Below are 26,212 nucleotides of genomic sequence, written 5' to 3' on the forward strand. Positions count from 1 at the left end.
CCCGGCAGACTGGCGAACGCGCCCTCTCCGCAGGAGATGTGGAGCTGGGTGGCGCGCGGCGAGGTCGGACTGGCGCTCGGCATCGTCGGCGTCGTCGTCCTGCTGATCCTGCCGGTTCCGGCCTTCCTGCTGGACGTGCTGCTGGCGATCTCGATCACCTCGGCGGTCCTGATCCTGATGACCTCGCTGCTCATCAAGAAGCCGCTGGAGTTCACGGCCTTCCCGACCGTGCTGCTGGTCACCACGCTCTACCGCCTGGGCCTCAACGTCGCGTCGACCCGGCTGATCCTGGGTCACGGCCACGAGGGGGCGCACGGCGCGGGCGCGGTCATCGAAACCTTCGGCCGCATGATGATGGGCGGCAACTTCGCCATCGGGGTGATCGTCTTCGCGATCCTGGTGCTGGTGAACTTCGTCGTCATCACCAAGGGTTCGGGACGCATCGCCGAAGTGTCGGCGCGTTTCACCCTGGACTCCATGCCGGGCAAGCAGATGGCCATCGACGCCGATCTGTCGTCGGGCCTGATCGACCAGGAGGAGGCCAAGAAGCGCCGCAAGGAGCTGGAGCAGGAAAGCACCTTCTTCGGGGCCATGGACGGCGCCTCGAAGTTCGTGCGCGGCGACGCCATCGCCGGCCTGATCATCGTCGCGATCAACGTCATCGGCGGCATCCTGATCGGCGTGCTGCAGCACAAGGTGCCGCTGGGCCAGGCGGCGTCCAGCTATACGATCATGACGATCGGCGACGGCCTGGTCAGCCAGATCCCCGCCCTCATCATTTCGATCGCCGCCGGCCTGCTGGTCTCGAAAGCCGGGGTCGAGGGCTCGGCCGACAAGGCGCTGGTCGCCCAGCTGGCCATGAACCCGGTCAGCCTGGGGATGGTCTCGGCCGCCGCCGGCGTCATCGCCTTCATCCCCGGCATGCCGATCATCCCGTTCGCCCTGATCTCCACCGGAGCGGGCGTCCTCGCCTGGCGCCGGTCGCAGAAGGCCGCCGAACCGCCTCCGGTCGAGATCCTTGCCGACCTGCCCGCGGACGAGGAGGAGCCCATCGCCGCGACGCTCGCCATCGACGAGATCAAGATCGAGCTGGGCTACGGATTGCTGGGGCTGATCAACGACCTCGAGGGCCGCCGGCTCACCGACCAGATCAAGGCGCTGCGAAAGACCCTGGCCGCCGACTTCGGCTTCGTCATGCCGTCCGTGCGCATCCTCGACAACATGCGCCTACCCTCCCAGGGCTACAGCATCCGCATCAAGGAGATGGAGGCGGGCTCCGGCGAGGTGCGCCTGGGCCAGCTCATGGCCATGGACCCGCGCGGCGGCCAGGTGGAACTGCCCGGCGAGCACGTGAAGGAGCCCGCCTTCGGCCTACCTGCCACCTGGATAGACGACGGCCTGCGCGAGGAGGCGACCTTCCGCGGCTATACCATCGTCGACCCGGCCACGGTGCTCACCACCCACCTGACCGAGATCCTCAAGGAGAACATGCCCGACCTGCTCTCCTATGCGGAGGTGCAAAAGCTGCTGGCCGACCTGCCGCAGCATCAGAAGAAGCTGGTCGAGGACCTGGTGCCGTCGGTCGTCAGCACGACCACCATCCAGCGCGTCCTGCAGGCGCTGCTGCGCGAGCGCGTGTCCATCCGCGACCTGGGCGCCATCCTGGAAGGCGTCGGCGAGGCCGCGCCGCATACGGCCTCGATCACCCTGCTGGTGGAGCAGGTCCGCGGCCGTCTCGCGCGCCAGCTCTGCTACGCCTACCGGAGCGACGACGGCGCCCTGCCGATCATCACCCTGTCCGGCGAGTGGGAGAACGCCTTCGCCGAGGCCCTCGTCGGCGCCGGCGAGGAGAAGCAGCTCGCCCTGGCGCCGTCCCGCCTGCAGGATTTCATCCGCGGCGTCCGCGAGAGCTTCGAACGCGCCGCCCTGGCGGGCGAGTCGCCCGTCCTGCTGACCAGCCCGGCCGTCCGGCCCTATGTCCGTTCGATCATCGAGCGCTTCCGCGGCCAGACCCCCGTCATGAGCCAGAACGAAATCCACGCCCGGGCGCGGCTGCGCACCGTCGGCTCCATCTAGCCGCGGCCTCTCGCCCGTTGCAGCCGGCCGCGGGCGCTGCTAGCGGTTCGACCAAGTCAAAAGGTTCTCAGGTTCGATGCGCAGACCTCTCGAACGACCCCAAGGCGCGGGCGGACAGTTCCTCTGGGACCTGCTCTCCTTCGAGCGGCTGATGACCAACCAGGTCATCCACCTGGTCTATTGGGCGGGCCTCGGCGTCATCGCGATCATGGCTTTCGGCGTGCTGGGCGCGACCGTGGGCGTCGCCATCCGGGAAGGCAGCATCCTGGGCATCCTGCTCGCTCTGGCCGTTCTGGGCGTGGGCATGCTGGGCGTCGCCGCCGCGGTCCTGCTGTGGCGCTCCTTCTGCGAATTCTACGTCACCGTCTTCCGGATCAGCGAAGACCTCGCCGTGCTCCGCCGCGACGTCGAGGACGAACGCACCCGCCAGGGTCGCTGACCGCCGATCTTCCTGCACGCGCGCTACGGCTCCGCTGAACGCGGATGACCTAAAACGCGCCGCATTCTCGCCCTCCGACGCAGGCCTTGGTTGGGGCGGGAACGGCAACGGGGGCGTCACCCACAGCCAGTCACCGCAAGCTCGAGCTTCCGCCTCTCACCGAGGGCGCGGCACGACGCCTTGCGCGCGGCGACGGCGTGGGAAGTCCAAGTCAGGGACGATCACCATGAGCGTTGGAACCTACGCGGACCTGCTCCGCGCGCTGGGGCAGAACGAGTCCGGCAACAACTACAGTTTCGTGAGCAGCGTGGGCTACCTGGGCCGCTTCCAGTTCAGCGAGGAGGCCCTCAAGGCGATCGGCTTCTACAACGGCGACGGGACCCACGCGCTGGATTTCGTCGGGAGCTGGACCGAGGCCGCGCACAACCTCGGCGTCTGGGACAAGGGAAGCTTCCTCGCCACCCCGGCGGCCCAGGACGCCGCGCAGGACGCCTGGTTCCAGAAGGTCTGGCAGGACGCCACGGCGTTGAACCTGCCCAGCTACATCGGCCAGTGGGTCGGCGGGGTCCAGGTGACGGCGTCGGGCATCCTGGCTGGCTCGCACCTGGTGGGGGTCTGGAACCTGAAGTCGTGGCTGGAGAGCGGCGGAGCGGTGGACACCCGTGATCCCTACGGCACGCCGGTGTCGCAGTACGTCGGCAAGTTCGGCGGCTACGATACCCCCTTCTCCGGCGCTCCCGCGGCCGGCCCCGGACCCAGCAGCGGCGGGGGCCAGAACCTTGTCGGCGGCGACTGGGCCGACCAGCTCCACGGCGGCGCCGGCGCCGACACGCTGTCCGGCGGCGGGGGCGCGAACCTGCTCCGCGGCCAGGCGGGCGACGACAGCCTGCAGGGCGGCTGGGCGTTCGACGACCTGCACGGCAACACGGGGAACGACACCGTGGCGGGCGGCGGCGGCGACGACTGGGTCGTGGGCGGTCAGGACAACGACCTCCTGTTCGGCGACGACGGCCACGACGTGGTGCTGGGCAACCTCGGCGCCGACCGCGCCGACGGCGGAGCGGGCAACGATGTGGTCCGCGGCGGCCAGGGCGACGACAGCCTCTCCGGCGGGACGGGCGACGACTGGCTTTCTGGCGACCGCGGATCGGACACGATCTCAGGCGGTTCGGGAGCGGACACCTTCCATCTGTTCGAAGGCTCGAACGCCGATCTCGTGCTGGACTTCAGCTACTGGGAAGGCGACCGCGTCGACGTGGCCGGGAGCTATTGGGTCAGCCAGGCCGACCAGGGCGTGGCCATCGACGTCGCGGACGGCCGGATGATCCTGCAGGGCGTGCAGCTCTCGTCGCTGCCGGACGGCTGGATCTTCTAGCGCGCCTTGCGCAGGCCGAGTTCGTCCAGGGCGGCCGTCTCACGGCGGCCGGCCTCCCGGACCTCGAGGATGCGGGCGGACTCGGCCACCTGCTCATACTTCTTCTGCGCCTCGAACGCTTCGGCGAGGGCGTCCCGGGCGCCCGTCTCCTCGATGAGGATCGTCTCGATCTCGCCTTGGATGGTCGCCTTTCGAACGCGCAGGCCATCGAGGTAGGCGGACAGGCTCATGGCCGCGTCATCGTCCTGGGCGGCGTTGAGCATCTCGGCCTCGGCCTCGACCAGCAGCCGCGCCAGCCGCTGCTGGGCGGCCATACGGCGGTTCACGACCTCCGAGAGGCGCTTCTGCAGGGTCTCGACCTCATAGGAAGCCAGCTTGATCAGAGACTGGGCCCACTTGCTCATGCCGCATGGGCCTCAGCGCCGGCGCCCAGGATCATCGCGAGGCCGGCGAAGCTCTCCTCCAGGCCGGTGGCGTCGTGCGGGTCCTGGCTCAGGAAGGCCTCCAGCGACGGGTTGAGCTCGATGGCCCGGTCGATCAGCGGATCGGCGCCGGCGCGGTAGGCGCCGATGCGGATCAGCTCCTCCATGTTGGCGTAGGCGGAGAGGGCCTGGCGAGCCTGTTTGACGACTTCGCGCTCGTGCGGCTGCTGGCAACCCGGCATGGTCCGGCTAATCGATTTCAGCACATTGATGGCCGGGAAGCGGCCACGCTCGGCGATCGCGCGCTCCATGACGATGTGGCCGTCCAGGATGCCTCGGACCGCGTCGGCGATCGGCTCGTTGTGGTCGTCGCCGTCGACCAGCACCGTGAATAGGCCGGTGATCGGCCCCGCCCGCGTGCCGTCGGGGCGGATCGGCCCCGGCCCGGCGCGCTCCAGCAGCTTCGGCAGCTCGGTGAAGACCGTCGGCGTATAGCCCTTGGTGGTCGGCGGCTCGCCCGCCGCCAGCCCAATCTCGCGCTGGGCCATGGCGAAGCGGGTGACGCTGTCCATGAGGCACAGGACTTCCAGGTCCTGGTCGCGCAGGTATTCGGCGATGGCCATGGTCATATAGGCCGCCTGGCGACGCTTCAGGGCCGGCTCGTCCGAGGTGGCGACCACCACGATGGCGCGCTTCAGCCCCTCCTCGCCCAGGGTCTCCTCGATGAACTCCCGGACCTCGCGGCCCCGTTCGCCGATCAGGCCCACCACGACCGCGTCGCAGTCGGCGTTCTTGGCCAGCATCGACAGCAGCACCGACTTGCCGACGCCCGAGCCCGCGAACACGCCCAGGCGCTGGCCGCGGCAGCAGGTGGTGAAGACGTTCATGGCGCGCACGCCCAGGTCCAGGCGCTCGCCAACCCTGGCGCGGGCGTGGGCGGCGGGCGGCGGCGCGCGCAGCGGATAGGCGGCCAGTCCCTCGGGCAGCGGCCCCTTGCCATCGATGGGAGCGCCGAAGGCGTCGACGATGCGGCCGAGCCAGGCCTTGGTCGGGCGGACCGCCGAGCCGTGCGGCTCGATCCGGATCTCGGCGCCCGGAGCCACGCCTTCGACCGGCCCGAAGGGCATCAGCAGCGCGCGGGTGTCGCGAAAGCCCACGACCTCGGCCGCCAGCGGCTCGTGGCCGTACCGGACGATCTCGGCCCGGGCCCCGACGGCGAGGCGCGTCAGCCCGCCGCGGGCCTCGATGAGGAGGCCGTTCACGGCGGCTACGCGGCCCGACACGGTCAAGGGATCCAGCCGCTCAACGGCGGCGACAAGGCTCTGCACGAACGCCCCTCAGCTACTGGCGTGAGAGTCGGTGCTTCGCCGTTAAGAGGGGGTGAAGAATCTGCCTAGTTGCGCCTCAGTGGAGGGTCGTCTGGAGGCCGCCCGGCGTACCGGTCCGGCGGGTCCACGGCAGGCGCTCGACGCCCTGGCGCATCAGCGGCCCGGCGCCATCGCGGATCGCCTCCCGATTGCGCCAGGCGAATGCGGCCGCGAGTCCCAGCAGGGCCAGGCCTACGACCACGCCCGGCTGCTTGTGGGCCTGGGTGTAGAGCGAGAACGGCCTGCTTCCATAAGCGTCGGTCCGGGCTTCGCCGTCCTGCGATGGCGAATGCAGGCTGTCGTCGGCGGGCTTCGGCTCCTTCCGTATCGACAGCCTCGGGATCGCCGCGCCGAACAGCCGGTCCGCGAACCGCGGAGCCGCGTGGTAGGTGGCCACGAGCTGCCGGCCCGCGCCCCCGACGGTCAGGGCCCGCACGGGATGCGTCGCCGCGTGCAGGATCGCATCGGCCACCACTTCCGGCGCATAGACCGGCGGCGGCACGCGCGCGGCCGTCTCCATGTAGTTCTTGGCGTGGTCCGGGAACGGCGTCCCGATGCTCGCCGGCTTGATCAGGCTGACCTGCACGGGTGCGCCCTGCCGCTGCAGATCGATGCGCAGCGTGTCGGTGAATCCCTTCACCGCGTGCTTGGACGCGACATACGGTCCCATCAGCGGCGAGGGCATGTCGCCCAGGATCGAGCCGATGTTGATGATCACGCCGCCGCCCGGTCGTTCCTTCAGGTGGCGCGCGGCCTCCAGGGAGCCGTGGACGACGCCGAAGTAGTTGGTCTGGAACAGCCGCTGGTGGTCTTCCAGGCTGACCTCGAGGCTGTCGCCGTAGATGCCCACGCCGGCGTCGTTCACCCAGGTGTCGAACCCGCCGAAGCGGGCGACCGCCGCGCGGGTCACGCGCGCCATGTCTTCAGGAGAGCCGACGTCGGCGGTTACGACATGCGCCCGGCCGCCGGCGGCCTCGATCTCCGCGCAGGCCTCCCGCAGCGCCTCTTCGTTGCGGGCCACCAGCACGACGGCGGCGCCCGCCTTCGCAAAGGCCCGGGCGGCGGCGAGGCCGATGCCCGAGCTCGCGCCTGTGACGACGACGACCTGCTGGTCGAGCGGCTTGAGCTTGGCGCGCATGTAACGACTCCGGCTGCTGGGATCGCCCTCTCAACAGCCGGGTCGCGGGCGCTGTTCCCGTCAGATCGACGAGGCCGGGTCCGTTTCCGACCGACGGCCCAGCGGCAGTCTGTCGCGGAGCGCCTCGCCTTTCGAGGCCGCGCTTTCCAGCATGGGGCGGGCGCGGGCCGCAGCGTCGTCGATCAACGGCCGCGCGCGCTCGGCGATCTTCTGGCGGTTGCGCCAGGCCAGCGTGCCGACCACGCCTACCGCAATGGCCCCGAGCAGGAAGACGGGGTTCTTCGGCACGTACTTCACCATCGGGCGTACGATCGGCGCGGCGGCCGTCACCCGCTTCAGGTTCTCACGGCTCCAGAGCGGCGCCCGACCTTCGGCCAGGGTGTTTCGAGTGGCGTCTTGCATCATTCCTTACCTCGGTTCCTCGGGGAGAACCGCCAAGGCCAAGGTGTCGTTCCCGCACCCCTGCTTCGAGGCCCGCGTCCACTCACAAAAGATTCAACAGGGGTGCGACCCGTAGCCCGGAACGAGGCGCTTGAGTCGGATTCTCAAATCAGATTAACGATTCGGTCAGACGGGCCAGTTTCATTAACCAGTCTTAAATTAACTCGCTGGCAAGTTAACGGCGAGCTTCGGGGCGGATTCTCAGAATTCGCGGGGATTTGCGGGTAGTCGTTAGGAGAGGCGAATGCGCGTACTGTTGATCGAGGACGACAGCGCCACCGCGCAAAGCATCGAGCTGATGCTGAAATCCGAGGGTTTCAACGTCTATACCACCGACCTGGGTGAGGAAGGCGTCGATCTCGGCAAGATCTACGACTACGACCTGATCCTGCTCGACCTGAACCTGCCCGATATGTCCGGCATGGACGTGCTGCGCACCCTGCGCGTGGGCAAGATCAATACCCCGATCATGATCCTGTCGGGCACGGCCGAGATCGAGACGAAGGTTAAGACCTTCACCGGCGGCGCCGACGATTACATGACCAAGCCCTTCCACAAGGACGAGCTGGTCGCCCGCATCCACGCCGTGGTCCGCCGCTCCAAGGGCCACGCGCAGTCGGTCATCAAGACCGGCGACATCACGGTCAACCTGGACGCCAAGACGGTCGAGGTGAACGGCATCCGCGTTCACCTGACCGGCAAGGAATACCAGATGCTGGAGCTGCTCTCGCTTCGGAAGGGCACGACGCTCACGAAGGAGATGTTCCTCAACCATCTCTACGGCGGAATGGACGAGCCGGAGCTGAAGATCATCGACGTCTTCATCTGCAAGCTGCGCAAGAAGCTGGCGGCCGCCGCCGACGGCAAGCACCACATCGAAACAGTCTGGGGCCGCGGTTACGTTCTGCGCGATCCGCAGGAAGGCGTCATCGCCGCCTGATCTAGAGTTCGAGGAGAGTTACGGAGCGCCCGCCCTCACCGGCGGGCGTTTTCGTTTCCGCCGTCAGCAGCTAGCCTCCGGGCAAATCGCGTCGGGAGGGGACGTTCATGGGCAGGCTGGTCGCGCTGGTCGTCGCGTTGGTCGTGGGCGTCATCGCAGCCTGGCGGGCCGAGCGGCCTCCGGAGCCGCTGGGGGTCGATGCGCCCGCCTCCGCCTTCTCCGCCACGCGCGCCATGGTCGACGTCGAGGCGATGGCGCGCGCGCCGCACCCTATCGGCTCTCCCGAGAACCGGCGTGTCCGCGACCACCTGATGCGGCGGATGAGCGACCTGGGCCTCTCGCCCCAGGTGCAGCCTGGCGTCGGCGTGCAGCAGCGGGACGACGCGATCTTCGGCGGACCGGTCGAGAACCTGGTCGGCATTCTGCCTGGCCGGGACCGCAGCGCCCCGGCGCTCGCCCTGATGGCCCACTATGACAGCGTGCCCGGCTCGCCCGGCGCCGCGGACGACGCGGCGGGCACGGCCGCGGCCCTTGAGATCGTCCGCGCCATCAAGGCCCGCGGCGTCCCGGCCCGGGACGTGATGGTGGTGATCACCGACGGCGAGGAGGCGGGGCTGCTGGGCGCCGACCACTTCTTCGCCCGCGACCCGCTCGCCAAGCGCATCGGCCTCGTCCTCAACATGGAGACCCGCGGCGCCGGCGGCCGCGTGCAGATGTTCCAGACGAGCTCCGACAACGGCGAGTTGGTCGGGCTGCTGCGTCGGACGGCCGAGCGGCCGTCCTCGTCCTCCCTCACCGTCTTCATCTACGAGCAGATGCCGAACGACACAGACCTCTCCGAGGCGCTGCGGGCGGGCGTTCCGGGCATGAACTGGGCCTTCATCGGCCGCCAGTTCCAGTACCACTCGCCCAACTCCACGCCGGCGAACCTCGAGAAGGGTTCGCTGCAGGACATGGGGACCCAGGTGCAGGCGGTCGCGATGGCGGCAGCCTTCGATCCGGCCCTGCCAGGGAAGGCGCCCTCGCTGGTCTACAGCCAGGTCTTCGGCGATCTGGTGATCGCCTATCCGCCATGGCTCGGCTGGCTGCTGCTCGCCGCCGCCCTGGCGCTCGGCGCGCTCGCCTTCCAGCGCGCCCGCAAGGCGGAGCGTTTCTCCTGGCTCGACGTAGGCCGAGGCGCCGGCGCCCTGATCTTCACCGGCCTCAGCGTCGCCGTGGTCCTCATGTTCGCCCGCGAGGCCACCGGAGCGGGCTTCGGCTTCATGCAGCAGCGCTTCCTGTTGGCTCAGGTCGGCCGCTGGGAGGCCGCCGTCGCACTGATCGGCGTGGGCGTCCTGCTCCTTGCGGCGGCCGAGCTCGCGCGGGGACGCCGCATCGTGGCGCTCGTGCCGCTGCTGGCCGGCGTCGGCTGCTCTGCGTTCGGCAGGTTGGACCTCGTCGCCTTGGCGGTGGGCGTCGTGGCCGCGATCGTGGGCGTGCTGGCCTACGGCAAGCCGGTGAGCCGGCCGGCCGGCTGGGCCGGCGTGCTGCTGGCGGGGCTGGCGCTCGCCGTCGCCGCCCAGGTTCTGGCGCCGCCAGCCGCCCACGTCCTCGCCTGGCCGCTGTTGGCCGCCGCGTTGGCGGCCGCCGCCACCGACTTCGGCGTGCGGCGTGGCTATCCAAGCCTGGCTCTCCTCGCGCTCATCGCGACGGTCGTCCTTGCGTGGCTCGGCAACCTCGCCCACGGCGCGTTCCTGAGCATGGACCTGATGCCGCTGCTGGCCTTGCCGGCGGTGCTCGCGGCGCTCGTGCTGTGGCCGCTGGCCCAGCCGGCCGACGGCGCGCCGCCCGGCCGCGGCCTCGGCGCGGCCCTCCTGGTGGCGGGCCTCGCGGTCACCACCTGGGTGCGTTTCGCCGATCCCTACGATGCCCGGACGGCCGAGGCGGCCTCGGTGATCTACCACGTCGACAACGACGCCCGCCGGGGCCGCCTCGTCAGCACCACGCCCGATCGCGTCCCGTGGTCCGAGGCGGCGATGGCGGCGAGCGGGCCGGTGAGGCCGCTGCGCCACTGGTACTGGTCCGCCGCCAATCGCGCCGGGCCCGCGCCTTTCGTGACGCTGCCGCCGCCGACGGTCTCGCTCGTCTCACGCCCCGATGGAACGGTCGCGCTGCGCGTCGCGGGTCCGCCGGGCGCCACGCTGGGCCTGCGCGTGACGCCTGACGCCAACGTGGCCCTGGTGAGCGTCGATGGCGCACCACTCACGGGCGCCCTCAAGGGCGGCAAGCCGACCACCCTCCGCTGGGCCGCGCCGCAGATGGAGCTCGTCATGCGTCCCACGAAGTCCGGCGCGATGCAGGTCGGGGCATCGGCCGTCCTGCCCACATGGCCGGCGGGGGCGAAGCCGCTGCCGCCGATGCCGGCGGACGTCATGGCCTGGGGCAATTCCGGCACGACCCTCGTCACAGGGAGCCAGCGGTTGGTTTGGTGATCGGCGCCGCAGTGGGCTATCCAGCCGGCCATGACCGACGTCACCATCTACCACAACCCGAACTGCGGAACGTCCCGCAACACCCTGGCCCTGCTCCGCGAGAAGGGCGTCGAGCCCAAGGTCGTCGAGTACCTCAAGGCCGGCTGGACGAAGGAAGGCCTGCAGGACCTCCTGAAGCGCATGGACGCCTCGGCCCACGACATCCTTCGGGTGAAGGGCACTCGCGCCGACGAGCTCGGCCTGTCGGATCCCGCCGCCTCGGACGAGGCGCTGATCGCCGCCATGATCATCGACCCGGTCCTGGTGAATCGCCCTATCGTGGTGACGCCGAAGGGCGCCGCGCTCTGCCGCCCAGCGGAACTGGTCCTGACGCTGCTCTGAAGGAGTCCGTGACAATTCGGCCGGTGGCGCTTCGGCGCTTTTCCGGTATTGATTGCGCCGGGGAGCAGCCCTCGCATGAGGGTCTCCGCGGGGGACACTGACAATTTTGGCTTTGCGTAGCCGATGCCTTAACCCTGCATCGGCCAGTACGGGGGCGTAATGGCAGAATTCGACCCGCGACGGTTCTCGTTCCGGATTGCGCCGCGCGTGCTCGCAGGCGGCGGGGCGCTGATCGCCCTGTTCGCCGCCTGGAAACTTACCGACACCACCGCCCCTCCGTCGGCTCCGCCCCTGGCTCCCGAGGCCGTTGCGGCTCTGCAGCACACCGCCTTCACCCAGGCCGCCGTCAACCAGCCCGGCTGGGACCGCCCGGAAAACGTGCCGCTGAAGGTCCTCCGCGGCGAAACCCTCGAAGAAGCCGTCCAGCGGGCGGGCGTCGCGCCGGAAGAAGCCCGCCAGGCCGTCGCCGCGCTCGGCCAGGCCATGGACACCGTCCACATCAAGGCCGGCATGGCGTTCGACGCGGCCATCGCCAGGCCCCGCGCCGACCGCGGCCCCGCCCGCCTGATCGGCCTGTCCATGCGCACCGGCCCCGCCAGCGCGCTCACCCTGTCCCGCAGCTTCGACGGCGCTCTTCGCCTGCGCGCCCTTGAGGAAGAGGTCCGCGACGAGGTCACGGTCGCCGACGGTGAGATCCGCGGTTCGCTCTACGAAAGCGCCTCCAAGCTGGGGGCGACGCCCGAGATCGTCAGCCAGGTCGCCAAGCTCTTCGCCCACAAGATCGACTTCCGCGAGATGCAGGCGGGTGACGATTTCAAGCTGGTCTTCGACCGCAAGGTCACCGAGAGCGGCCGCACGGTCGATGTGGGCGCGCTGGAGTACGCCGAGCTGAAGGGCGTGAAGTTCTACCGCTTCGAGCGCTCCGGCGGCGGCGTCGAGTACTTCGACGAGACAGGCAAGAACATCAAAGGCTTCCTCCTGCGCACCCCGATCGACGGCGCCCGGATGACCTCGAACTTCGGCCTGCGCCGCCACCCGATCCTGGGCTATGCCCGCGCGCACAAGGGCGTCGACTTCGGCGCCGGCCACGGCACACCCGTGCTGGCCGCCGGGGACGGCGTGGTCGTCAAGGCGAGCCGCTGGAGCGGCTACGGCAACTGGCTGCAGATCCGCCACACGGGCGGCTGGGACACCGGCTACGCCCATCTCTCACGCTACGCCAAGGGAATCCGGCCCGGCGTGCAGGTCCGGCAGGGGCAGGTGGTGGCCTATGTCGGCACGACCGGCCTCTCGACCGGCCCGCACCTGCACTACGAGGTCTGGCAGCGCGGGCAACGGGTCAACCCGGTCGGCGCGAAGGTGCCGCAGGGCACCGTGCTGGCCGGCGCCGAACTCGCCCGTTTCCGGGCTCAGAAGGACCGCATCCAGCACCTGCTGGCCAACGGCGGCGCTGAAGCCCCGCGCCAGCTTGCCTCCGCCGACTGACGGTCCTTCGCAACCAAGGCCAAGCTTAAGGCGTTGATTCCCCAGAGCTCGCGGCGTTCCATGCCGCGGACAGGGGGACACGTCGATGGGGCGTCTCACCGCCGCGACGATCCAGTGTGTGAAGAACGACGTCGCCGGGTGGCCCGAAGACGCCGACGCGCGCCATGCCAACGAATTGCTTCGACTGCTCGGGTTCTGGCGCCAGCAGATGCTGGTGAACACCTTCCTCGCCCACCACGGACCGCGCGTGCTCACCGGCCTCTTCGCCGGCATGGAGTACGTCACGCGGGCCACGGAAGGCGCGCTGATGCCGCGCCTGCTGGGCGCCTACGAGGCCGAGTTGCACCCGCACCTGGAGGCGTTCCGCCAGGAGGGCGTCGACTGCGTCATCGACGTGGGCTGCGCCGAAGGCTTCTACGCCGTGGGCCTGGCCCGGCTGCTGCCGGACGCGACCATCCATGCCTATGACGTCGACCCGAAGGCGCGGGCCGTCTGCACCGAGCTCGCAGCCCGCAACGGCGTCGGAGACCGGGTCGTGGTGGGCGAGCTCTTCGCGCCCGAGGACTTCGAGCGGTTCGCCGAGCGCCGGCCGCTGGTGATCATGGATGTCGAAGGGGCCGAGACCGACCTGCTGCGCCCGGACCTGGCGCCGTCGCTGGCCGGCATGCGCCTGATCGTCGAGACGCACGGTCCCGGCAAGCTGGAGACCCTGTGCGAGCGCTTCGCGCCCACGCACGAGATCACGCGCGTGGACACGGAGGCCAAGACGGCCGAGCTGCCGCCGTGGCTCAAGGAGCTGGGCCATCTGGACCAGCTCCTCGCCGTCTGGGAATGGCGCGGCTGCCCGACGCCCTGGCTGGTGATGCGGCCGAAACGGGCCTAGGCGTCGAAGACGATCACGGAGCGGGCGATCGAGCCCGTCTTCATCTCTTCGAACGCCTCGTTGACCTGCTCCAGCTTCAGCCGGCGCGAGACCATGTCGTCCAGCTTCAGCTTGCCAGCCATGTACATGTCGACGAGCCGCGGCATGTCCACGGGGAAACGGTTCGAGCCCATCAGCGAGCCCTGGATGCGCTTCTCGCCCAGGAACGCGGCGCCCATCAGGTTGATCGACTGGCCCACCGGGATCATGCCGATGATGTTGGCGGTGCCACCGCGGCCCAGCATGTTGAACGCCTGCTCCGCGGTCTTCGCCAGGCCGAGCGCCTCGAAGCTGTGCTCGACGCCGCCCTTGGTCATCTCGATCACCGCCTTCACGGGATCGACTTCCGAGGCGTTGACGAAGTCGGTCGCGCCGAACGCCTTCGCGTAGTTCTCCTTACCGGCGACGATGTCGATGGCGATGATCCGGCCGGCTCCGGCGATCGCCGCGCCGTTGATCGCCGACAGGCCCACGCCGCCGCAGCCGATGACCGCCACGGTGTCGCCCGGGCGCACGTTCGAGGTGTGCATCACCGCGCCTACGCCGGTCATCACCGAGCAGCCGATGAGGGCGGCGCGATCCAGCGGCATGTCCTTGCGGACGGCCACGCAGGCGTGCTCGTGGATCAGCATCTGCTCGGCGAACGACGACAGGTTCAGGTACTGCATCATCGGCCCGTTCGCCGAGGCCAGGCGCGGCTCCTCGTCCTTGCCGCGCTTGGTGTCGGGCGACACGCACAGGCTCATGTGCCCGGTGAGGCAGTGGTTGCAGTGGCCGCAGAAGGCCGAGAGGCAGGTGATCACATGGTCGCCCGGCTTCACCGTCCGGACTTCCGAACCGACCGCCTCGACGATCCCGGCGCTCTCGTGGCCCAGCACCGCCGGCAGCGGGTGCGGGTACGAGCCCTCGACGAAGTGGAGGTCCGAGTGGCAGACGCCGGCGGCGGCGGTGCGGATCAGCACCTCGTGCGGGCCGGGCTTGCTGATCTGCACGTCCTCGATCTGGAGCGGCTTGCCCACTTCCCGAAGCACGGCGGCCTTCATGGCGGTCTCCCCTTCATACTGGTGTTTGAACCAGCCTTATCGCCGTTCAGCGCACGCCGCCAAGCGACTTGTCGGCGAAACGGGTCGACAGGGCGCTCGCGGCCTTCCATCTAGGGGGCGATGGACGCTGCTGCGCCGCGGAAGGCGGTGACCCCGGTCGACGTGTTCCTGGCCTTCCTCAAGCAGGGCCTGACCGCTTTCGGCGGGCCTGTGGCGCACCTCGGCTATTTCCGGCGCGAGTTCGTCGAGCGCCGCGGCTGGATCTCGGAAGCCGCCTACGCAGATCTCCTGGCGCTTTGCCATTTCCTGCCGGGCCCGGCCTCCAGCCAGGTCGGCATGGCCATCGGCCTGCGTCAGGCGGGGCTGGCCGGCGCGCTCGCCGCCTTCGCCGGCTTCACCCTGCCGGCGGCCACCCTGATGATCGCCTTCGCCGCGCTGGCCCCGCAGATGGAGCTGGCGCTGGGTTCAGGCTGGATCCACGGCCTGAAGATCGCCGCGGCGGCCGTGGTGCTGCAGGCGCTGGTGCAGATGGCCCGCAGCCTGGCCCGCGGGCCGGTCCGGGCCGGCATGGCGATCGGCGCGGCCGTGGGCCTGGTGGTGGCCCAGGGCGCCGTGGCCCAGGTCGCCGCCATCCTGGCGGGCGGCGCGTTCGGCTTCGCCCTGCTCCGCGAGCCCCTCGGTGACGAGAGCGCCGACGACGCCCTGCCGCCGCCGGTCGACACCGGCAGCGCGGTCATCGCGCTCACCCTCTTCGCGGGCCTGCTGCTCGCCCTCCCCCTGCTGGCCCTGCTGTCGCAGAATCCCGGCCTCGGCCTCGCGGCCGTCTTCTACCGCACGGGCGCGCTGGTGTTCGGCGGCGGGCACGTGGTCCTGCCCCTGCTGGAGCGCGAGATCGTCGACCGCGCCTGGCTCGACCAGGACACCTTCCTCGCGGGCTATGGCCTCGTCCAGGCTCTGCCCGGGCCGCTGTTCAGCTTCGCGGGCTTCGTCGGCGCTTCGCAGCGTTTCGGCCCCACCGGCGTCGTGGGCGGCCTGATCGCGCTCTTCGCCATCTTCCTCCCCAGCCTGCTGCTGGTGGTGGGCGTCCTGCCGTTCTGGGACCGGCTGAAGCGCGAACCCTGGGCTCGCGGCGCCCTCGCCGGCGTCGGCGCGGTGGTGGTGGGTCTCCTCGGCGCCGCCCTCTGGGACCCGGTTCTCCTGACCACCATCGAGCGTCCGTCGGACTGGGCGCTGCTGGCGGCGGCGTTCGTCTTCCTGCAGGTCGCCCGCCTGCCGCCATGGCTTGTGGTGATCGGCTTCGCGGTGGCGACGGGTGCGATGCTCGCCTAGGCCGCCGCGCTTCGTCCGGGGGCCACGCCGCCCACGGCCGCGCCGGCCGCCTGACCCGCCTTGGCGCCGGCCGCCCTGACCTGGGCCACCACGCCCTCCGGCCTCGGCAGCCTGGCCGGCCACAGCGCCGGCAGCTTGGGCCACCGGAAGGTCCAGGCGGTCTTCTCCGGAATGCAGCTCTCCAGGGCCTGGATCAGCTGCTCGGCCGGGCCGTCGTTCAGGAAGTGGTTGGCGCCTTCGGTCTTCACGATGCGGATCGGCCGGCGCGTCACGGTCTCTGCCGCCAGACGCTCGGCCACCTCCAGCGGCGCGAAGTCGTCCTTGTCGCCGTGGATCATGTGGATCGGTACGTTCACCCGCGCCAGCGCCCGCTTGGCATGGCGCAGCTGCGGCCGCTGCCCCGTCACCTCGATGACGGCGTTGCGCAGGTCGCGCGGGATCACCTTGAGGGCCTTGGCCCCCATGTCCAGCAGCCACTTGGCCGTGGGACCCGCCTCGCCGAAGAAGCCCGACAGCAGGACGAGGCCCGCCACCTTTCCAGGGTTCTGGTCTGCCATGATCGAGGCGATGGCGGCGCCATAGCTCTGGCCCACCAGCAGCACCTTCTGGCCGCGGGCGGCGTTCAGCACCGGCGCGAGCGCCTCGGCCTGGACGCGGATGTCCGTCACCGGATGCAGCGGCTCGGATCCCGCATAGCCCGGCCGGTCCACGACGATCATCTCGCGGTCCTGCGGCAGCTCGGACAGCGTCTCGGCCCAGTATTCGGCCCACGACGGCGCGCCCGTGATCACCACGATCTTCCACGGCTGAGGCGTCTCGCGGGGGGTCTCCAGCGCCGAGATCCGCCAGCGGTGTCCGCCGCCGGCGATGAAGCTGGTCCGGCGCACCACCGTTTCGGGATAGTCCGCCGAAGTCGGCGCATGCTCCGTCCGGCCCGTCGCGGCCGCCTCGATGCAGGCCCATCCCATCGCCAGTACGCCCTTGGGCCGTTTGCGCGGCACGCTTCGCCTCCTACTCGGATCTGCTCGTCACCTGTGTTTGGCAAACGCACGGTTCAAGGGTCGGTTCTGCGCCTCCGCGGCATTGTGCGGACACGGCGGCGCCCGTGCATCGGCGCCACGCGGCGAACCTGCTGCCCGCGAGCCTCGAACCGGGGCCTAGGCCGCCATCCGCGCCTTGAAAACCCCGTCCGGGAGGCGGCCGGCCTTGCTGGGGTGGATGAGGAAGTAGTCCTTCCAGGGCACGCCGTCGACGAGGTCGGTGCGCTCCTCCAGCCGGTCGCCGTTGAGGGCGAACATGCGATAGCCGCGGCTGCGGAAGATCTCCAGCACCTCGTCGCCCGAGGCGCCGAAGCGGGCCTCCAGCATCGGCGGATGGATCTCGATCAGAACATGGGGCCGGTCACGGTCGAGGATCTGCAGGGCGCCCTGCAGGGCCTTCAGCTCGGCGCCCTCGATGTCCATCCGGATGAAATCCACGTGCTCCACGCCGCGCTCGGCGCAGAAGCCGTCGAGCGTCACGACGGGCGTCGGCTGCAGGTCCATGCCCTGGTCCTGCAGGTCCGGTCGGGCGGGGCCTTGCGGCGCCTGCTCGGCCACATAGGCGTAGGCCCGGCCCATCCGGCCGGAGGTCTTCTTCGGCGTGACCAGAAGCAGCTCGCCCGGCTTGTCGGCCACGGCGGCGTGGATCGGCGTCACCTGGCGACGGATGCCGTGCCAGGCCGTGGTCACCTTCAGGACCTCATAGGCGAAGGCCGAGGGCTCGAAGGCGAAGATGCGGGCCTTCGGGGCCACCTGGGTCATCACGTAGGAGTGGCGACCGTCGCTGGCGCCTACGTGCAGGCAGACCGGCTCCCCCGACAGCAGGTCGGCGAGGTACGGCGTCTCGGGCTCGTGCTTGGCCCAGCGGAGGTTCCGCCGCCAGGCGCGGAATGCATGACCCAGTACGCGCAGCGATGGCATCGACACTCCCATCAGGCCGCGTCGCGAACGACCGTCATCATGTAGTTCACGTCGGCGTCGACGGACTCGCTCCATCGCCCGGTGAGCGGATTGAACACGACGCCGTAGGGCCCGTCCACGCTCACCGGCTCGCCGTCCAGGAAGCCCCGGATCTCGTCGGGCTTGAGGAACTTCTTCCAGTCGTGCGTGCCGGCCGGCAGCCAGCGCAGGACGTACTCGGCGCCGACGACGGCGAGCGCCAGGGCCTTCATCGTCCGATTGAGGGTGGCCACGATCATCAGCCCGCCGGGCTTCAGCAGGCGGGCGCAGGTCCTGAGATATTCGCCTGGGTCGGCGACGTGCTCGATCACCTCCATGTTTAGGATGATGTCGAATGGCGGCTCGCCGGCCGCCAGCAGCGCCTCTGCGGTGGCGCAGCGATAGTCGATGGAAAGCCCCTGCTCAGCGGCGTGTGTGCTGGCGGTGGCGATGTTGCGCTCCGACGCGTCGACCGCCGTCACCTGGAAGCCCAGCCGCGCCATCGGCTCCGACAGCAACCCGCCGCCGCAGCCGATGTCCAGCAGCCGCAGCCCCTCGAAGGGCCGCCGCTCGGCTCCGTCGCGGCCGAAGCGATAGAGCGCGTGGTCACGGATGAAGGCCAGGCGCACGGGATTGAATTTGTGCAGCGGCGCAAATTTCCCGTTCGGGTCCCACCATTCGGCGGCGATGCGCGAGAACCGCTCGACCTCGGCAGGATCGATGCTCGAACGCGCGGACGTTTGGGAAGTCATGCCTCCTTCTACCGCTCCGCGCCCCCGGAACGGAAGACTCTTGCCGTTGCGGGTCCCGGGAACCGCCGCTAGAAGGCCGATCCTTCCGCAGCGCAACAAATCGGGGGCGACGGGCGCAGGCGCATGTCCCGGCTGGTGATGAAATTCGGCGGTACGTCCGTCGCGGACCTGGAGCGTATCCGCCGGGTCGCGCGGCTCGTGGCGGCCGAGGTCGAGGCGGGCCACCAGGTGGCCGTGGTGGTCTCGGCCATGGCCGGCAAGACCAACGAGCTGGTCGCCTGGACCGACGGGGCCGGGCCTGCCGCCCAGGGCATCCAGCCGTCGGACGACGAATACGATGTGGTCGTGGCCTCGGGCGAGCAGGTGACCGCAGGCCTGCTGGCGATGACGCTTCGCAACATGGGCGTACGGGCGCAGTCCTGGCTGGGCTGGCAGGTGCCGATCATCGCCGACGACGCCCATGGCAAGGCCCGCATCGACGACATCCCGCCGGAGAAGCTCGGCGCCGCGCTGGACGACGGCCAGGTGGCGGTGATCGCCGGCTTCCAGGGCGTCACCCGCGACGGCCGCATCGCCACGCTGGGCCGGGGCGGCTCGGACACCTCGGCGGTGGCGATCGCCGCGGCGATCGGCGCGGCCTGCGACATCTATACGGACGTGGACGGCGTCTACACGACCGACCCGCGCATCGAGTCCAAAGCGAGGAAGCTGGCCAAGATCTCCTACGAGGAGATGCTGGAGATGGCCTCGCTCGGCGCCAAGGTGCTTCAGACCCGGTCGGTCGAGCTGGCCATGGCCTATCATGTGCCCGTCCGGGTGCTTTCCAGTTTTGTCGAGCCCGGCGAAGCGCCCGGCCAGGGAACTATCGTCTGCGACGAGGAGGAGATCGTGGAGAAGCGGATCGTGAGCGGCGTGGCCTACAGCCGCGACGAGGCGAAGATCAGCCTCTTCGGCCTGCCCGACCACCCGGGCGTGTCGTCCACCATCTTCGGCGCGCTGGCCGATGCGAACGTGAACGTGGACATGATCGTCCAGAGCCACGCCCGCGTCGCCGACACCGCCAACATGGAGTTCACCGTCGGCCGGCGCGACGCCCAGCGGGCGATGGAGCTCATCCGTGCGGTGCAGCCGCAGGTGGGCTTCGAGGACGTGCGCTGCGACGAGGACGTGGCCAAGGTCTCGGTCATCGGGGTGGGCATGCGCAGCCATGCGGGCGTCGCCAAGTCGATGTTCAAGGCGCTGGCCGACAAGGGCGTGAACATCCAGGTGATCTCGACGTCCGAGATCAAGATCAGCGTGCTGATCGACGCCGCCTACACCGAGCTGGCGGTCCGCGCCCTGCACGCCGCCTACGGCCTGGACCAGCTCTAGCTCAGGCCTTCTCCGCCCCGCCTGTCAGCCGGAAGGCCGCCCAGGCGCCGGCCAGCGCCAGCGGGATCACGGCGACGAACACCCAGACCGACGCCGCCCGGGCGCTGGCGTCCGTGAGCCCGCCCGAGAATCCGGTGAGGTTTGCCGCCACGCCCGAGATGGTCGCGCCCGCCGCCGCGCCGGCCTGGCGCACCGCCATGATGGCCGACGAGCCGATGGCCTTGTCCTCCTCCGACAGCGCCGCCAGCACGCGCCGGCTCATGAAAGCCCAGGAGAAGCCGAACGCCGCGCCCATCAGCGCCCCGCCGAGTATGGCGAGCGTCAGCGGTCCGTCGGCGAGGGTCAGCGGCAGGACGACCAGGCTCGCCACCAGCAGTACGGCTCCGAAGCGCACCCACCGCGCGTCCCAGACACCTGTCGCGCCGGCCACCGCCAGGGCCGACAGCGTCCAGGCCAGCGACTCCGCGCCGATGGCGTAGCCGGCCCAGAGCGGGCTGAACCCCCTGAGCTGCTGCAGGATGGGCGGGCCATAGATGGCGTACCCCATCGACGCCGCCGTCAGGGCGAACATGGCGAAATAGCCCGAGCCGCAGACGGTGGTGAGGTCGCCCGCCCGGTGCGGCAGCAGGCGCACCCTGGCCCGGTGGTCGATCACCACGACCAGCGCCAGGATGCCCAGGCCCGCCACCACGAGGCCGATCGACAGCATGGGGATGTGGATCACGTCCGCCACCGCGATGGCGGCGACGCCGACGCCCAGCACGCCCAGCTGGCTCCACGGGACGCCCGGCCCGCCCGCGCCGCCGCCCGACTTCTTCAGCAGGACAAGCGCGGCGAGGCTGAACACCGCCGACTGGGCCGCAAACAGCCAGAAGACGTCGCGCCAGTGCCCCTGCTCCACGACCAGGCCCCCGAACAGCGGGCCCAGCAGGGTGGCGACACCCCAGATGAAGGTGACGCTGGCGAACACGCGCGCCAGATGCCGCTCCGGGAACAGCAGCGCGATGGCGACCATGGCGAAGCCCGAGATCCAGCCCGAGCCGAGCCCCTGGACCAGCCGCCCGGCCAGGAACAGTTCGACGTTGGGGGCCGCCGCGCTCAGCACGCAGCCGCCGAGCATGACGAGGCCCGCGAGCGCCGTGGCGCTGCGAAGGCCGAACAGCTCGGAGAGCCGCCCGGCGCTGGCGCCCGCGAGGATCGCGCCCACCAGGAAGCCGGCGGTGGCCCAAGAGAAGTAGGCGTAGCCGCCGAGATCGGCGCCGACGCTGGGCATGATGGTGGCCGTCACCAGGGCGTCGGCGGCGTTCAGCCACACGCCCAGGCAGATCAGGGCGAACTGCGGCAGGCGGCCGCCGGCCAGGAGATCGATCCAGCCCGTCGGGCCCTGCTCTGGCTGTTGGGCGGCGGCCACTCGATTCTCGCGCTGCGGAAAACGGGGCGCCTGACATAGGCTTTGTCGGCGCCGGCGGCTACGCTTTCCCGATCGGGCGCCTATCTAGGCGTCAGCGCGCGCGGTTCGTCGCAAACGGCTCTTCCCGTCTCGGAACGGAAAGATAAAGCTGGTAGTCAGCCGCCTGAGGAACGGGAGGACGGGTCAGCGCAGATGCCGGCGCCGAACGTGGCCATACGAGGACAACGCAGTCTGCTGAGGCAGATCCGCGAAGCGCTGGCGGGCGGCGGTCCCGCCCAGGCGCGCCTCGACATGGTCGTTCGCATCATCGCGCTGTCGATGGTGGCCGAGGTCTGCTCGATCTATCTGCGCCGCGCCAACGGCGAGATGGAGCTGTTCGCCACCGAGGGCCTCGACCCGGGCGCCGTTCACGTCACCCGGATGAAGCCGGGCGAAGGCCTGGTCGGCGAGATCATGCGCCTGGGCCGGCCGCTGAACCTGGCCGACGCGCCCGAGCACCCGGCGTTCTCCTACCGCCCGGAAACCGGCGAAGACCCCTACCACGCCTTCCTGGGCGTGCCGCTGCTGCGCGGCGGCCGGGCGATCGGCGTGCTCGTCGTCCAGAACCGCACCGCCCGCGTCTATACCGAGGACGAGGTCGAGGACCTGCAGATCATCGCCATGGTCCTGGCCGAGATGGTCAGCTCGGGCGAGCTGATCACCATCGAAGAGATGAAGGGCGTGGAGCTCGCGCCCCGCCGCCCGGACCGCCTGAAGGGCTCGAAGTTCGCCGACGGCCTCGCCTATGGCGTCGCGGTGCTGCACGAACCCCCGGTCGCGCCCTCCCAGCTCCTGTCCGACGACGTGGCCGCCGAGGAGCAGCGGCTGGCCGCCGCCCTCGCCGCCCTCAAGCAGCAGATCGACCAGATGCTGGAGGGCCAGCACGGCCTGGTCGACGCCTCGTACGAGGTGCTCGAGACCTATCGCATGTTCGCCCATGACCGGGGCTGGAACCGCAGCCTCGAGGACGCGGTGAAGAACGGCCTCACCGCCGAGGCCGCGGTCGAGCGCGTCCGCTCAGAGCACCGCGCCCGCCTCGGTCAGGCCCGCGACCCCTACCTGCGCGAGCGGCTGCACGACCTGGAGGACCTGAACGACCGGCTGCTGCGCCACCTAGCCGGCGACGGCCACGTGGCCAGGGAGCTGCCCGAGAACGCCATCCTGATCGCGCGGAACCTCGGGCCCGCCGACCTCCTGGAATACGACCGCACTAAGCTGCGGGGCCTGCTGCTGGAGGAAGGCTCCTCCGCCAGCCACGCCGCCATCGTCGCCCGCGCGCTGGACATTCCCTGCGTCGGCCGTCTTCCCGGCCTCCGCGACCGGGTGTCGGAAGGCGACAGCGTCGTCGTCGACGCGGAAAGCGGCGAGGCCTACCTGCGACCGCGGCCGGACGTGGTGAAGGCCATCCAGACCCGGATCGACGTGCGGCGCCTGCGGAAGGCGGAATTCGCCAAGCTGCGGGATACGCCGGCCTTCACCCGGGACGGGGTGAAGATCACCCTGCTGATGAACGCCGGCCTGGACGTCGATCTGGAAGCCATGGACGAGGCCGGCGCCGAGGGCATCGGCCTGTTCCGCACCGAATTCCAGTTCATGGTCTCGGAAGAGATGCCGAGGCTCACGGCCCAGACCCAACTCTACGACCGCGTGATGGACGCCGCCGGAGACCGTCCGGTCACGTTCCGAACCCTGGACCTCGGCGGCGACAAGGTGCTGCCGTACCTGGAGGCCGAGCGCGAGGACAACCCGGCTCTGGGCTGGCGCGCGATCCGCATGGGCCTCGACCGCCCTGCCCTGCTGCGCATGCAGCTCCGGGCTCTGATCGCCGCCGCGCGCGGGCGGCCCTTGCGCATCATGTTCCCGCTGGTGGCGAGCTGCGACGAGTTCCGCGCGGCGCGCGCGCTGGTCGACACCGAGGTCGCCTGGGCGCTGCGCCGCGGCCGCCCGGCGCCGTCCCGCCTGGACGTGGGGGCGATGATCGAGGCGCCGTCGCTGATCTGGCACCTCGACGCCCTGCTGCCGATGACCGACTTCGTCAGCGTCGGGACGAACGACCTGATGCAGTATCTGTTCGCCGCCGATCGCGGGAACCCGCGTGTGGCCGACCGCTACGACATGCTCTCGCCGCCGGCGCTGCGGGCCCTGGAGGCGATCCAGCGCGCCTGCGCCGAAACCGGCACCCCCGTCAGCATTTGCGGCGAACTGGCCGGGCGCCCGCTGGAGGCGTTCACCCTGGTGGCCCTCGGCTTCGAGCGGCTGTCCATGTCGCCCGCCGGCATCGGCCCGGTGAAACAGATGGTGCTGTCGTGCGACCGCGAGGCCGCCCGCCGCGGCGTCTCGGCCCTGCTCAAATCCGGCGCCGGCTCGGTCCGCAACGAGATCGAAACCTTGGCGCGTAAACTGTATCTGGCCGTCTAGGCGAAACCGTCGCTTCGACGTGACCGAACAACGCATTGGCGGTATCCGGCTGGCGTGCCACGCTCCTCTCGAGTCATCCCCTTCAGAAGACGGCGCAAGCCGGACCCCGGAGCCGCCATGCCGCTCGACACGGCAGGATTCCCCGAGTTTGCCGAGGCCGGGCCGAGCGGCGGCGGAGACCCGCTGCACGCGCACGCCTCGATCGGCGCCGCCCTGCGCGCCCTGCGCCAGGACCGCGGCCTGACGCTCGACGAGCTCGCCGAGAAGACCCGGGTCCGCCGCTCCTATCTCGACGCCCTGGAGGACATGCGCCTCGACGCCCTGCCGTCGCGGCCCTTTACCATCGGCTACATTCGCGCCTACGCCCTGGCGCTGGGCCTCGACCCCGAAGCCGCGGTCGAGCGCTTCAAGACCGACGAGCCGGTGCTGGACGAGCCGCTGCGCGCGCCGATCGGCGTGCCCGACGAACGCGATCCGCGCATCGCCGCGTTCATCGCCGGCGCCATCATCATCATCGCCGCGATCGTGCTGTGGAACGTCGCCCAGCGGGCGATGAACGCCAGCGCTCCGCCGCCCCCGAAAGCCTCGGAGGATGTCGCCCGGAAACTGCTGGCGCAGGAGAAGACCGGGCCGGTCGTGCTGGGCGATCCGCTGCCGGCGCCGGTGGAATCCACCACCCCGCCGCCGTACGAGACCCCCGGGCTGGCCGAGGCCGGCGCCGACGGCAAGGGCAACCTGGCCCCACCGTCCAACATCAACGAGCTGCCGACCGAACTGCCGGTGGACCTCGCCGCCCTGCCGCCGACCTTCCGCCCGAAGGGCAAGGTCTACGACAGCGGCAATCCCGCCCTGGGCTCCAGCGTGACGATCCAGGCGCTGAAGGGCGCCAGCCTGATCCTGCGGGGCGGCGACGGCTCGGTCTATTTCGCCCGCCAGCTTGCGCCCGGCGAGGCGTACAAGGTGCCGAACATCGCGGGCCTGACGATCGACGTCTCGGTGCCCTACGACTTCCAGGTGTTCGTGAACGGCCAGTCGAAGGGAGTCCTGCCGGCTCGTCAGGTGCTGGCCTCCAAGCTGGCGGCCGCCGCGCCGTCGGCGCCGGTGGTGGTCGCCCCGCGGCCGATCGCGCCGACGCCCGCGCCGACCCCGATCCAGCCTGCGGCGCCGCGTCCGCCCGCCGGCTGAGCGGCCCGCGCTTTCGCTCGCGGCCCGAAACCCCTATTTTCCGGCGGCCATGAGCGCGCAAGACCCCAACCATCACCGGCCCTGGCGGGCGATCCACCGCCGCCCCTCGCGCAAGATCCGCGTGGGCTCGGTCGAGGTAGGTGGCGATGCGCCGATCACCGTGCAGTCGATGACCAACACGGTCACCGCCGACGCCGGCGCCACCATCGGCCAGATCCGCCAGCTCGAAGAGGCCGGCGCCGACATCGTCCGCGTCTCCTGTCCGGACGAGGAGTCCACCGCAGCGTTCCGGACGATCGCCAAGGCCGCCAAGGTCCCGCTGGTGGCCGATATCCACTTTCACTATCGCCGCGGCATCGAGGCGGCCGAAGCCGGCGCCGCCTGCCTGCGGATCAATCCCGGCAACATCGGCTCGCCCGACCGGGTGCGCGAGGTGATCCAGGCGGCCCGCGACCACGGCTGCTCGATGCGGATCGGCGTCAACGCCGGCTCGCTGGAGCGGGACCTTCTGGAGCGTTACGGCGAGCCCTGCCCCGAAGCCATGGTCGAGAGCGCCCTGAACCACGCGCGCATCCTGCAGGACCACGACTTCCACGAGTTCAAGATCAGCGTGAAGGCCTCGGACCCGTTCATGACGGTGGCCGCCTACCAGCAGCTGGCCGAGGCCATCGACTGTCCGCTGCACCTGGGCGTGACGGAAGCCGGCGCCCTTCGGACGGGAACGGTGAAGAGCGCCATCGGCATCGGCTCGCTGCTGTGGGCAGGGATCGGCGACACCATCCGCGTCAGCCTCGCCGCCGACCCCGTCGAGGAGATCAAGGTCGGCTTCGACATCCTGAAGTCGCTGGGCCTGCGCCACCGGGGCGTGAACATCATCGCCTGCCCGTCCTGCGCGCGTCAGGGGTTCAACGTCATCGAGACGGTGGAGAAGCTGGAGCAGCGGCTGGCGCACATCTCCACCTCCATGAGCCTGTCCATCATCGGGTGCGTGGTGAACGGCCCAGGCGAGGCGCTGATGACCGACGTCGGGTTCACCGGCGGCGGCAAGGGCTCGGGCATGGTGTATCTGGCAGGCAGGCCCGACCACAAGATGGACAACGACCGCATGGTCGATCACATCGTGGAGCTGGTCGAAGCGCGGGCGGGCCAGATCGAGGCCGCCAAGGCCGCTGCTCTGCAAGCTGCGGAATAGCGACGGCGAATTAACATATGTTTTCGGCTCGGCCGT

At 70.3% G+C, this 26,212-nt stretch carries 22 protein-coding genes; 13 read left to right on the forward strand and 9 right to left on the reverse strand.

Annotation, left to right across the window (positions count from 1 at the left end; genetic code table 11):
* Positions 1-36 precede the first annotated feature (36 nt).
* The 3 genes from flhA to ACO2Q0_RS16130 all read left to right on the forward strand — a co-directional run bounded on the left by flhA (position 37) and on the right by ACO2Q0_RS16130 (position 3,890).
* Entirely contained in the window at positions 37-2,076 is a 2,040-nt protein-coding gene (gene flhA / locus ACO2Q0_RS16120; protein WP_423352844.1) for a flagellar biosynthesis protein FlhA, read from the forward strand.
* Between the two features lie 76 nt (positions 2,077-2,152).
* A complete protein-coding gene (locus tag ACO2Q0_RS16125) occupies positions 2,153-2,515 on the forward strand; it encodes a DUF4282 domain-containing protein (protein ID WP_423352539.1) in 363 nt (120 codons plus the stop codon).
* A gap of 226 nt (positions 2,516-2,741) precedes the next feature.
* Positions 2,742-3,890: a calcium-binding protein gene (locus ACO2Q0_RS16130; protein ID WP_423352540.1), complete on the forward strand. Its 1,149-nt coding sequence runs from the start codon at positions 2,742-2,744 to the stop codon at positions 3,888-3,890.
* Here ACO2Q0_RS16130 and ACO2Q0_RS16135 read toward each other — a convergent pair.
* The 4 genes from ACO2Q0_RS16135 to ACO2Q0_RS16150 form a co-directional block, all read right to left on the reverse strand.
* A complete protein-coding gene (locus tag ACO2Q0_RS16135) occupies positions 3,887-4,294 on the reverse strand; it encodes a flagellar export protein FliJ (RefSeq protein ID WP_423352541.1) in 408 nt (135 codons plus the stop codon). The two genes, ACO2Q0_RS16130 and ACO2Q0_RS16135, sit on opposite strands and share 4 nt — an antisense overlap.
* Complete coding sequence (fliI, locus tag ACO2Q0_RS16140; RefSeq protein WP_423352542.1) at positions 4,291-5,640, reverse strand: flagellar protein export ATPase FliI; 1,350 nt, start codon at positions 5,638-5,640, stop codon at positions 4,291-4,293. The genes ACO2Q0_RS16135 and fliI overlap by 4 nt, the downstream gene beginning before the upstream one ends.
* A 76-nt stretch (positions 5,641-5,716) precedes the next feature.
* Positions 5,717-6,817: an SDR family oxidoreductase gene (locus ACO2Q0_RS16145; RefSeq protein WP_423352543.1), complete on the reverse strand. Its 1,101-nt coding sequence runs from the start codon at positions 6,815-6,817 to the stop codon at positions 5,717-5,719.
* Between the two features lie 60 nt (positions 6,818-6,877).
* On the reverse strand, positions 6,878-7,219 hold the full coding sequence (locus ACO2Q0_RS16150; RefSeq protein ID WP_423352544.1) for a hypothetical protein: 342 nt from the start codon (positions 7,217-7,219) through the stop codon (positions 6,878-6,880).
* A gap of 283 nt (positions 7,220-7,502) precedes the next feature.
* Between ACO2Q0_RS16150 and ctrA the strand changes: the two genes are divergently transcribed.
* The 5 genes from ctrA (at position 7,503) to ACO2Q0_RS16175 (ending at position 13,418) form a co-directional block, all read left to right on the forward strand.
* The gene (gene ctrA, locus ACO2Q0_RS16155) at positions 7,503-8,198 is read left to right on the forward strand and encodes a response regulator transcription factor CtrA (RefSeq protein WP_012521413.1); all 696 of its coding nucleotides are present in this window, start codon (positions 7,503-7,505) and stop codon (positions 8,196-8,198) included.
* Between the two features lie 107 nt (positions 8,199-8,305).
* The gene (locus tag ACO2Q0_RS16160; protein ID WP_423352545.1) at positions 8,306-10,669 is read left to right on the forward strand and encodes a M20/M25/M40 family metallo-hydrolase; all 2,364 of its coding nucleotides are present in this window, start codon (positions 8,306-8,308) and stop codon (positions 10,667-10,669) included.
* Between the two features lie 30 nt (positions 10,670-10,699).
* Positions 10,700-11,050, forward strand: a complete 351-nt coding sequence (arsC, locus tag ACO2Q0_RS16165; RefSeq protein WP_423352546.1) for an arsenate reductase (glutaredoxin) — start codon at positions 10,700-10,702, stop codon at positions 11,048-11,050.
* Between the two features lie 159 nt (positions 11,051-11,209).
* Positions 11,210-12,535, forward strand: coding sequence for a peptidoglycan DD-metalloendopeptidase family protein (locus tag ACO2Q0_RS16170; RefSeq protein ID WP_423352547.1), 1,326 nt, complete (start codon positions 11,210-11,212; stop codon positions 12,533-12,535).
* A gap of 85 nt (positions 12,536-12,620) precedes the next feature.
* On the forward strand, positions 12,621-13,418 hold the full coding sequence (locus ACO2Q0_RS16175; RefSeq protein WP_423352548.1) for a 50S ribosomal protein L11 methyltransferase: 798 nt from the start codon (positions 12,621-12,623) through the stop codon (positions 13,416-13,418).
* On the opposite strand, the gene ACO2Q0_RS16180 is transcribed toward ACO2Q0_RS16175, so the two are convergent.
* Positions 13,415-14,500: a Zn-dependent alcohol dehydrogenase gene (locus ACO2Q0_RS16180; protein ID WP_423352549.1), complete on the reverse strand. Its 1,086-nt coding sequence runs from the start codon at positions 14,498-14,500 to the stop codon at positions 13,415-13,417. The genes ACO2Q0_RS16175 and ACO2Q0_RS16180 overlap by 4 nt on opposite strands.
* A gap of 120 nt (positions 14,501-14,620) precedes the next feature.
* Between ACO2Q0_RS16180 and chrA the strand changes: the two genes are divergently transcribed.
* Positions 14,621-15,829 carry a chromate efflux transporter gene (gene chrA / locus ACO2Q0_RS16185; protein ID WP_423352550.1) on the forward strand — a complete coding sequence of 403 codons (1,209 nt, stop codon included), beginning with the start codon at positions 14,621-14,623 and terminating at the stop codon, positions 15,827-15,829.
* Here chrA and ACO2Q0_RS16190 read toward each other — a convergent pair.
* The 3 genes from ACO2Q0_RS16190 to ubiG all read right to left on the reverse strand — a co-directional run bounded on the left by ACO2Q0_RS16190 (position 15,826) and on the right by ubiG (position 18,560).
* The gene (locus tag ACO2Q0_RS16190; RefSeq protein ID WP_423352551.1) at positions 15,826-16,830 is read right to left on the reverse strand and encodes an alpha/beta fold hydrolase; all 1,005 of its coding nucleotides are present in this window, start codon (positions 16,828-16,830) and stop codon (positions 15,826-15,828) included. The genes chrA and ACO2Q0_RS16190 overlap by 4 nt on opposite strands.
* Before the next feature lie 156 nt (positions 16,831-16,986).
* Positions 16,987-17,790 carry an FkbM family methyltransferase gene (locus ACO2Q0_RS16195; RefSeq protein ID WP_423352552.1) on the reverse strand — a complete coding sequence of 268 codons (804 nt, stop codon included), beginning with the start codon at positions 17,788-17,790 and terminating at the stop codon, positions 16,987-16,989.
* An 11-nt stretch (positions 17,791-17,801) separates the two neighbouring features.
* A complete protein-coding gene (gene ubiG / locus ACO2Q0_RS16200; protein WP_423352553.1) occupies positions 17,802-18,560 on the reverse strand; it encodes a bifunctional 2-polyprenyl-6-hydroxyphenol methylase/3-demethylubiquinol 3-O-methyltransferase UbiG in 759 nt (252 codons plus the stop codon).
* A 123-nt stretch (positions 18,561-18,683) separates the two neighbouring features.
* Here ubiG and ACO2Q0_RS16205 point away from each other — a divergent pair, with 123 nt between their 5' ends.
* Positions 18,684-19,931, forward strand: coding sequence for an aspartate kinase (locus ACO2Q0_RS16205; protein ID WP_423352554.1), 1,248 nt, complete (start codon positions 18,684-18,686; stop codon positions 19,929-19,931).
* Position 19,932: 1 nt separating this feature from the next.
* On the opposite strand, the gene ACO2Q0_RS16210 is transcribed toward ACO2Q0_RS16205, so the two are convergent.
* Positions 19,933-21,342, reverse strand: a complete 1,410-nt coding sequence (locus tag ACO2Q0_RS16210) for an MFS transporter (protein ID WP_423352555.1) — start codon at positions 21,340-21,342, stop codon at positions 19,933-19,935.
* 192 nt (positions 21,343-21,534) lie between these two features.
* Here ACO2Q0_RS16210 and ptsP point away from each other — a divergent pair, with 192 nt between their 5' ends.
* From ptsP to ispG, 3 genes are all read left to right on the forward strand, one after another.
* A complete protein-coding gene (ptsP, locus tag ACO2Q0_RS16215) occupies positions 21,535-23,799 on the forward strand; it encodes a phosphoenolpyruvate--protein phosphotransferase (protein WP_423352556.1) in 2,265 nt (754 codons plus the stop codon).
* A 117-nt stretch (positions 23,800-23,916) separates the two neighbouring features.
* Positions 23,917-24,984: a helix-turn-helix domain-containing protein gene (locus ACO2Q0_RS16220; RefSeq protein ID WP_423352557.1), complete on the forward strand. Its 1,068-nt coding sequence runs from the start codon at positions 23,917-23,919 to the stop codon at positions 24,982-24,984.
* A gap of 49 nt (positions 24,985-25,033) precedes the next feature.
* Entirely contained in the window at positions 25,034-26,176 is a 1,143-nt protein-coding gene (gene ispG, locus ACO2Q0_RS16225; protein WP_423352558.1) for a flavodoxin-dependent (E)-4-hydroxy-3-methylbut-2-enyl-diphosphate synthase, read from the forward strand.
* Positions 26,177-26,212: the final 36 nt, after the last annotated feature.

This window comes from Phenylobacterium sp. VNQ135, from assembly GCF_049445735.1.
Lineage (GTDB): Bacteria > Pseudomonadota > Alphaproteobacteria > Caulobacterales > Caulobacteraceae > Phenylobacterium.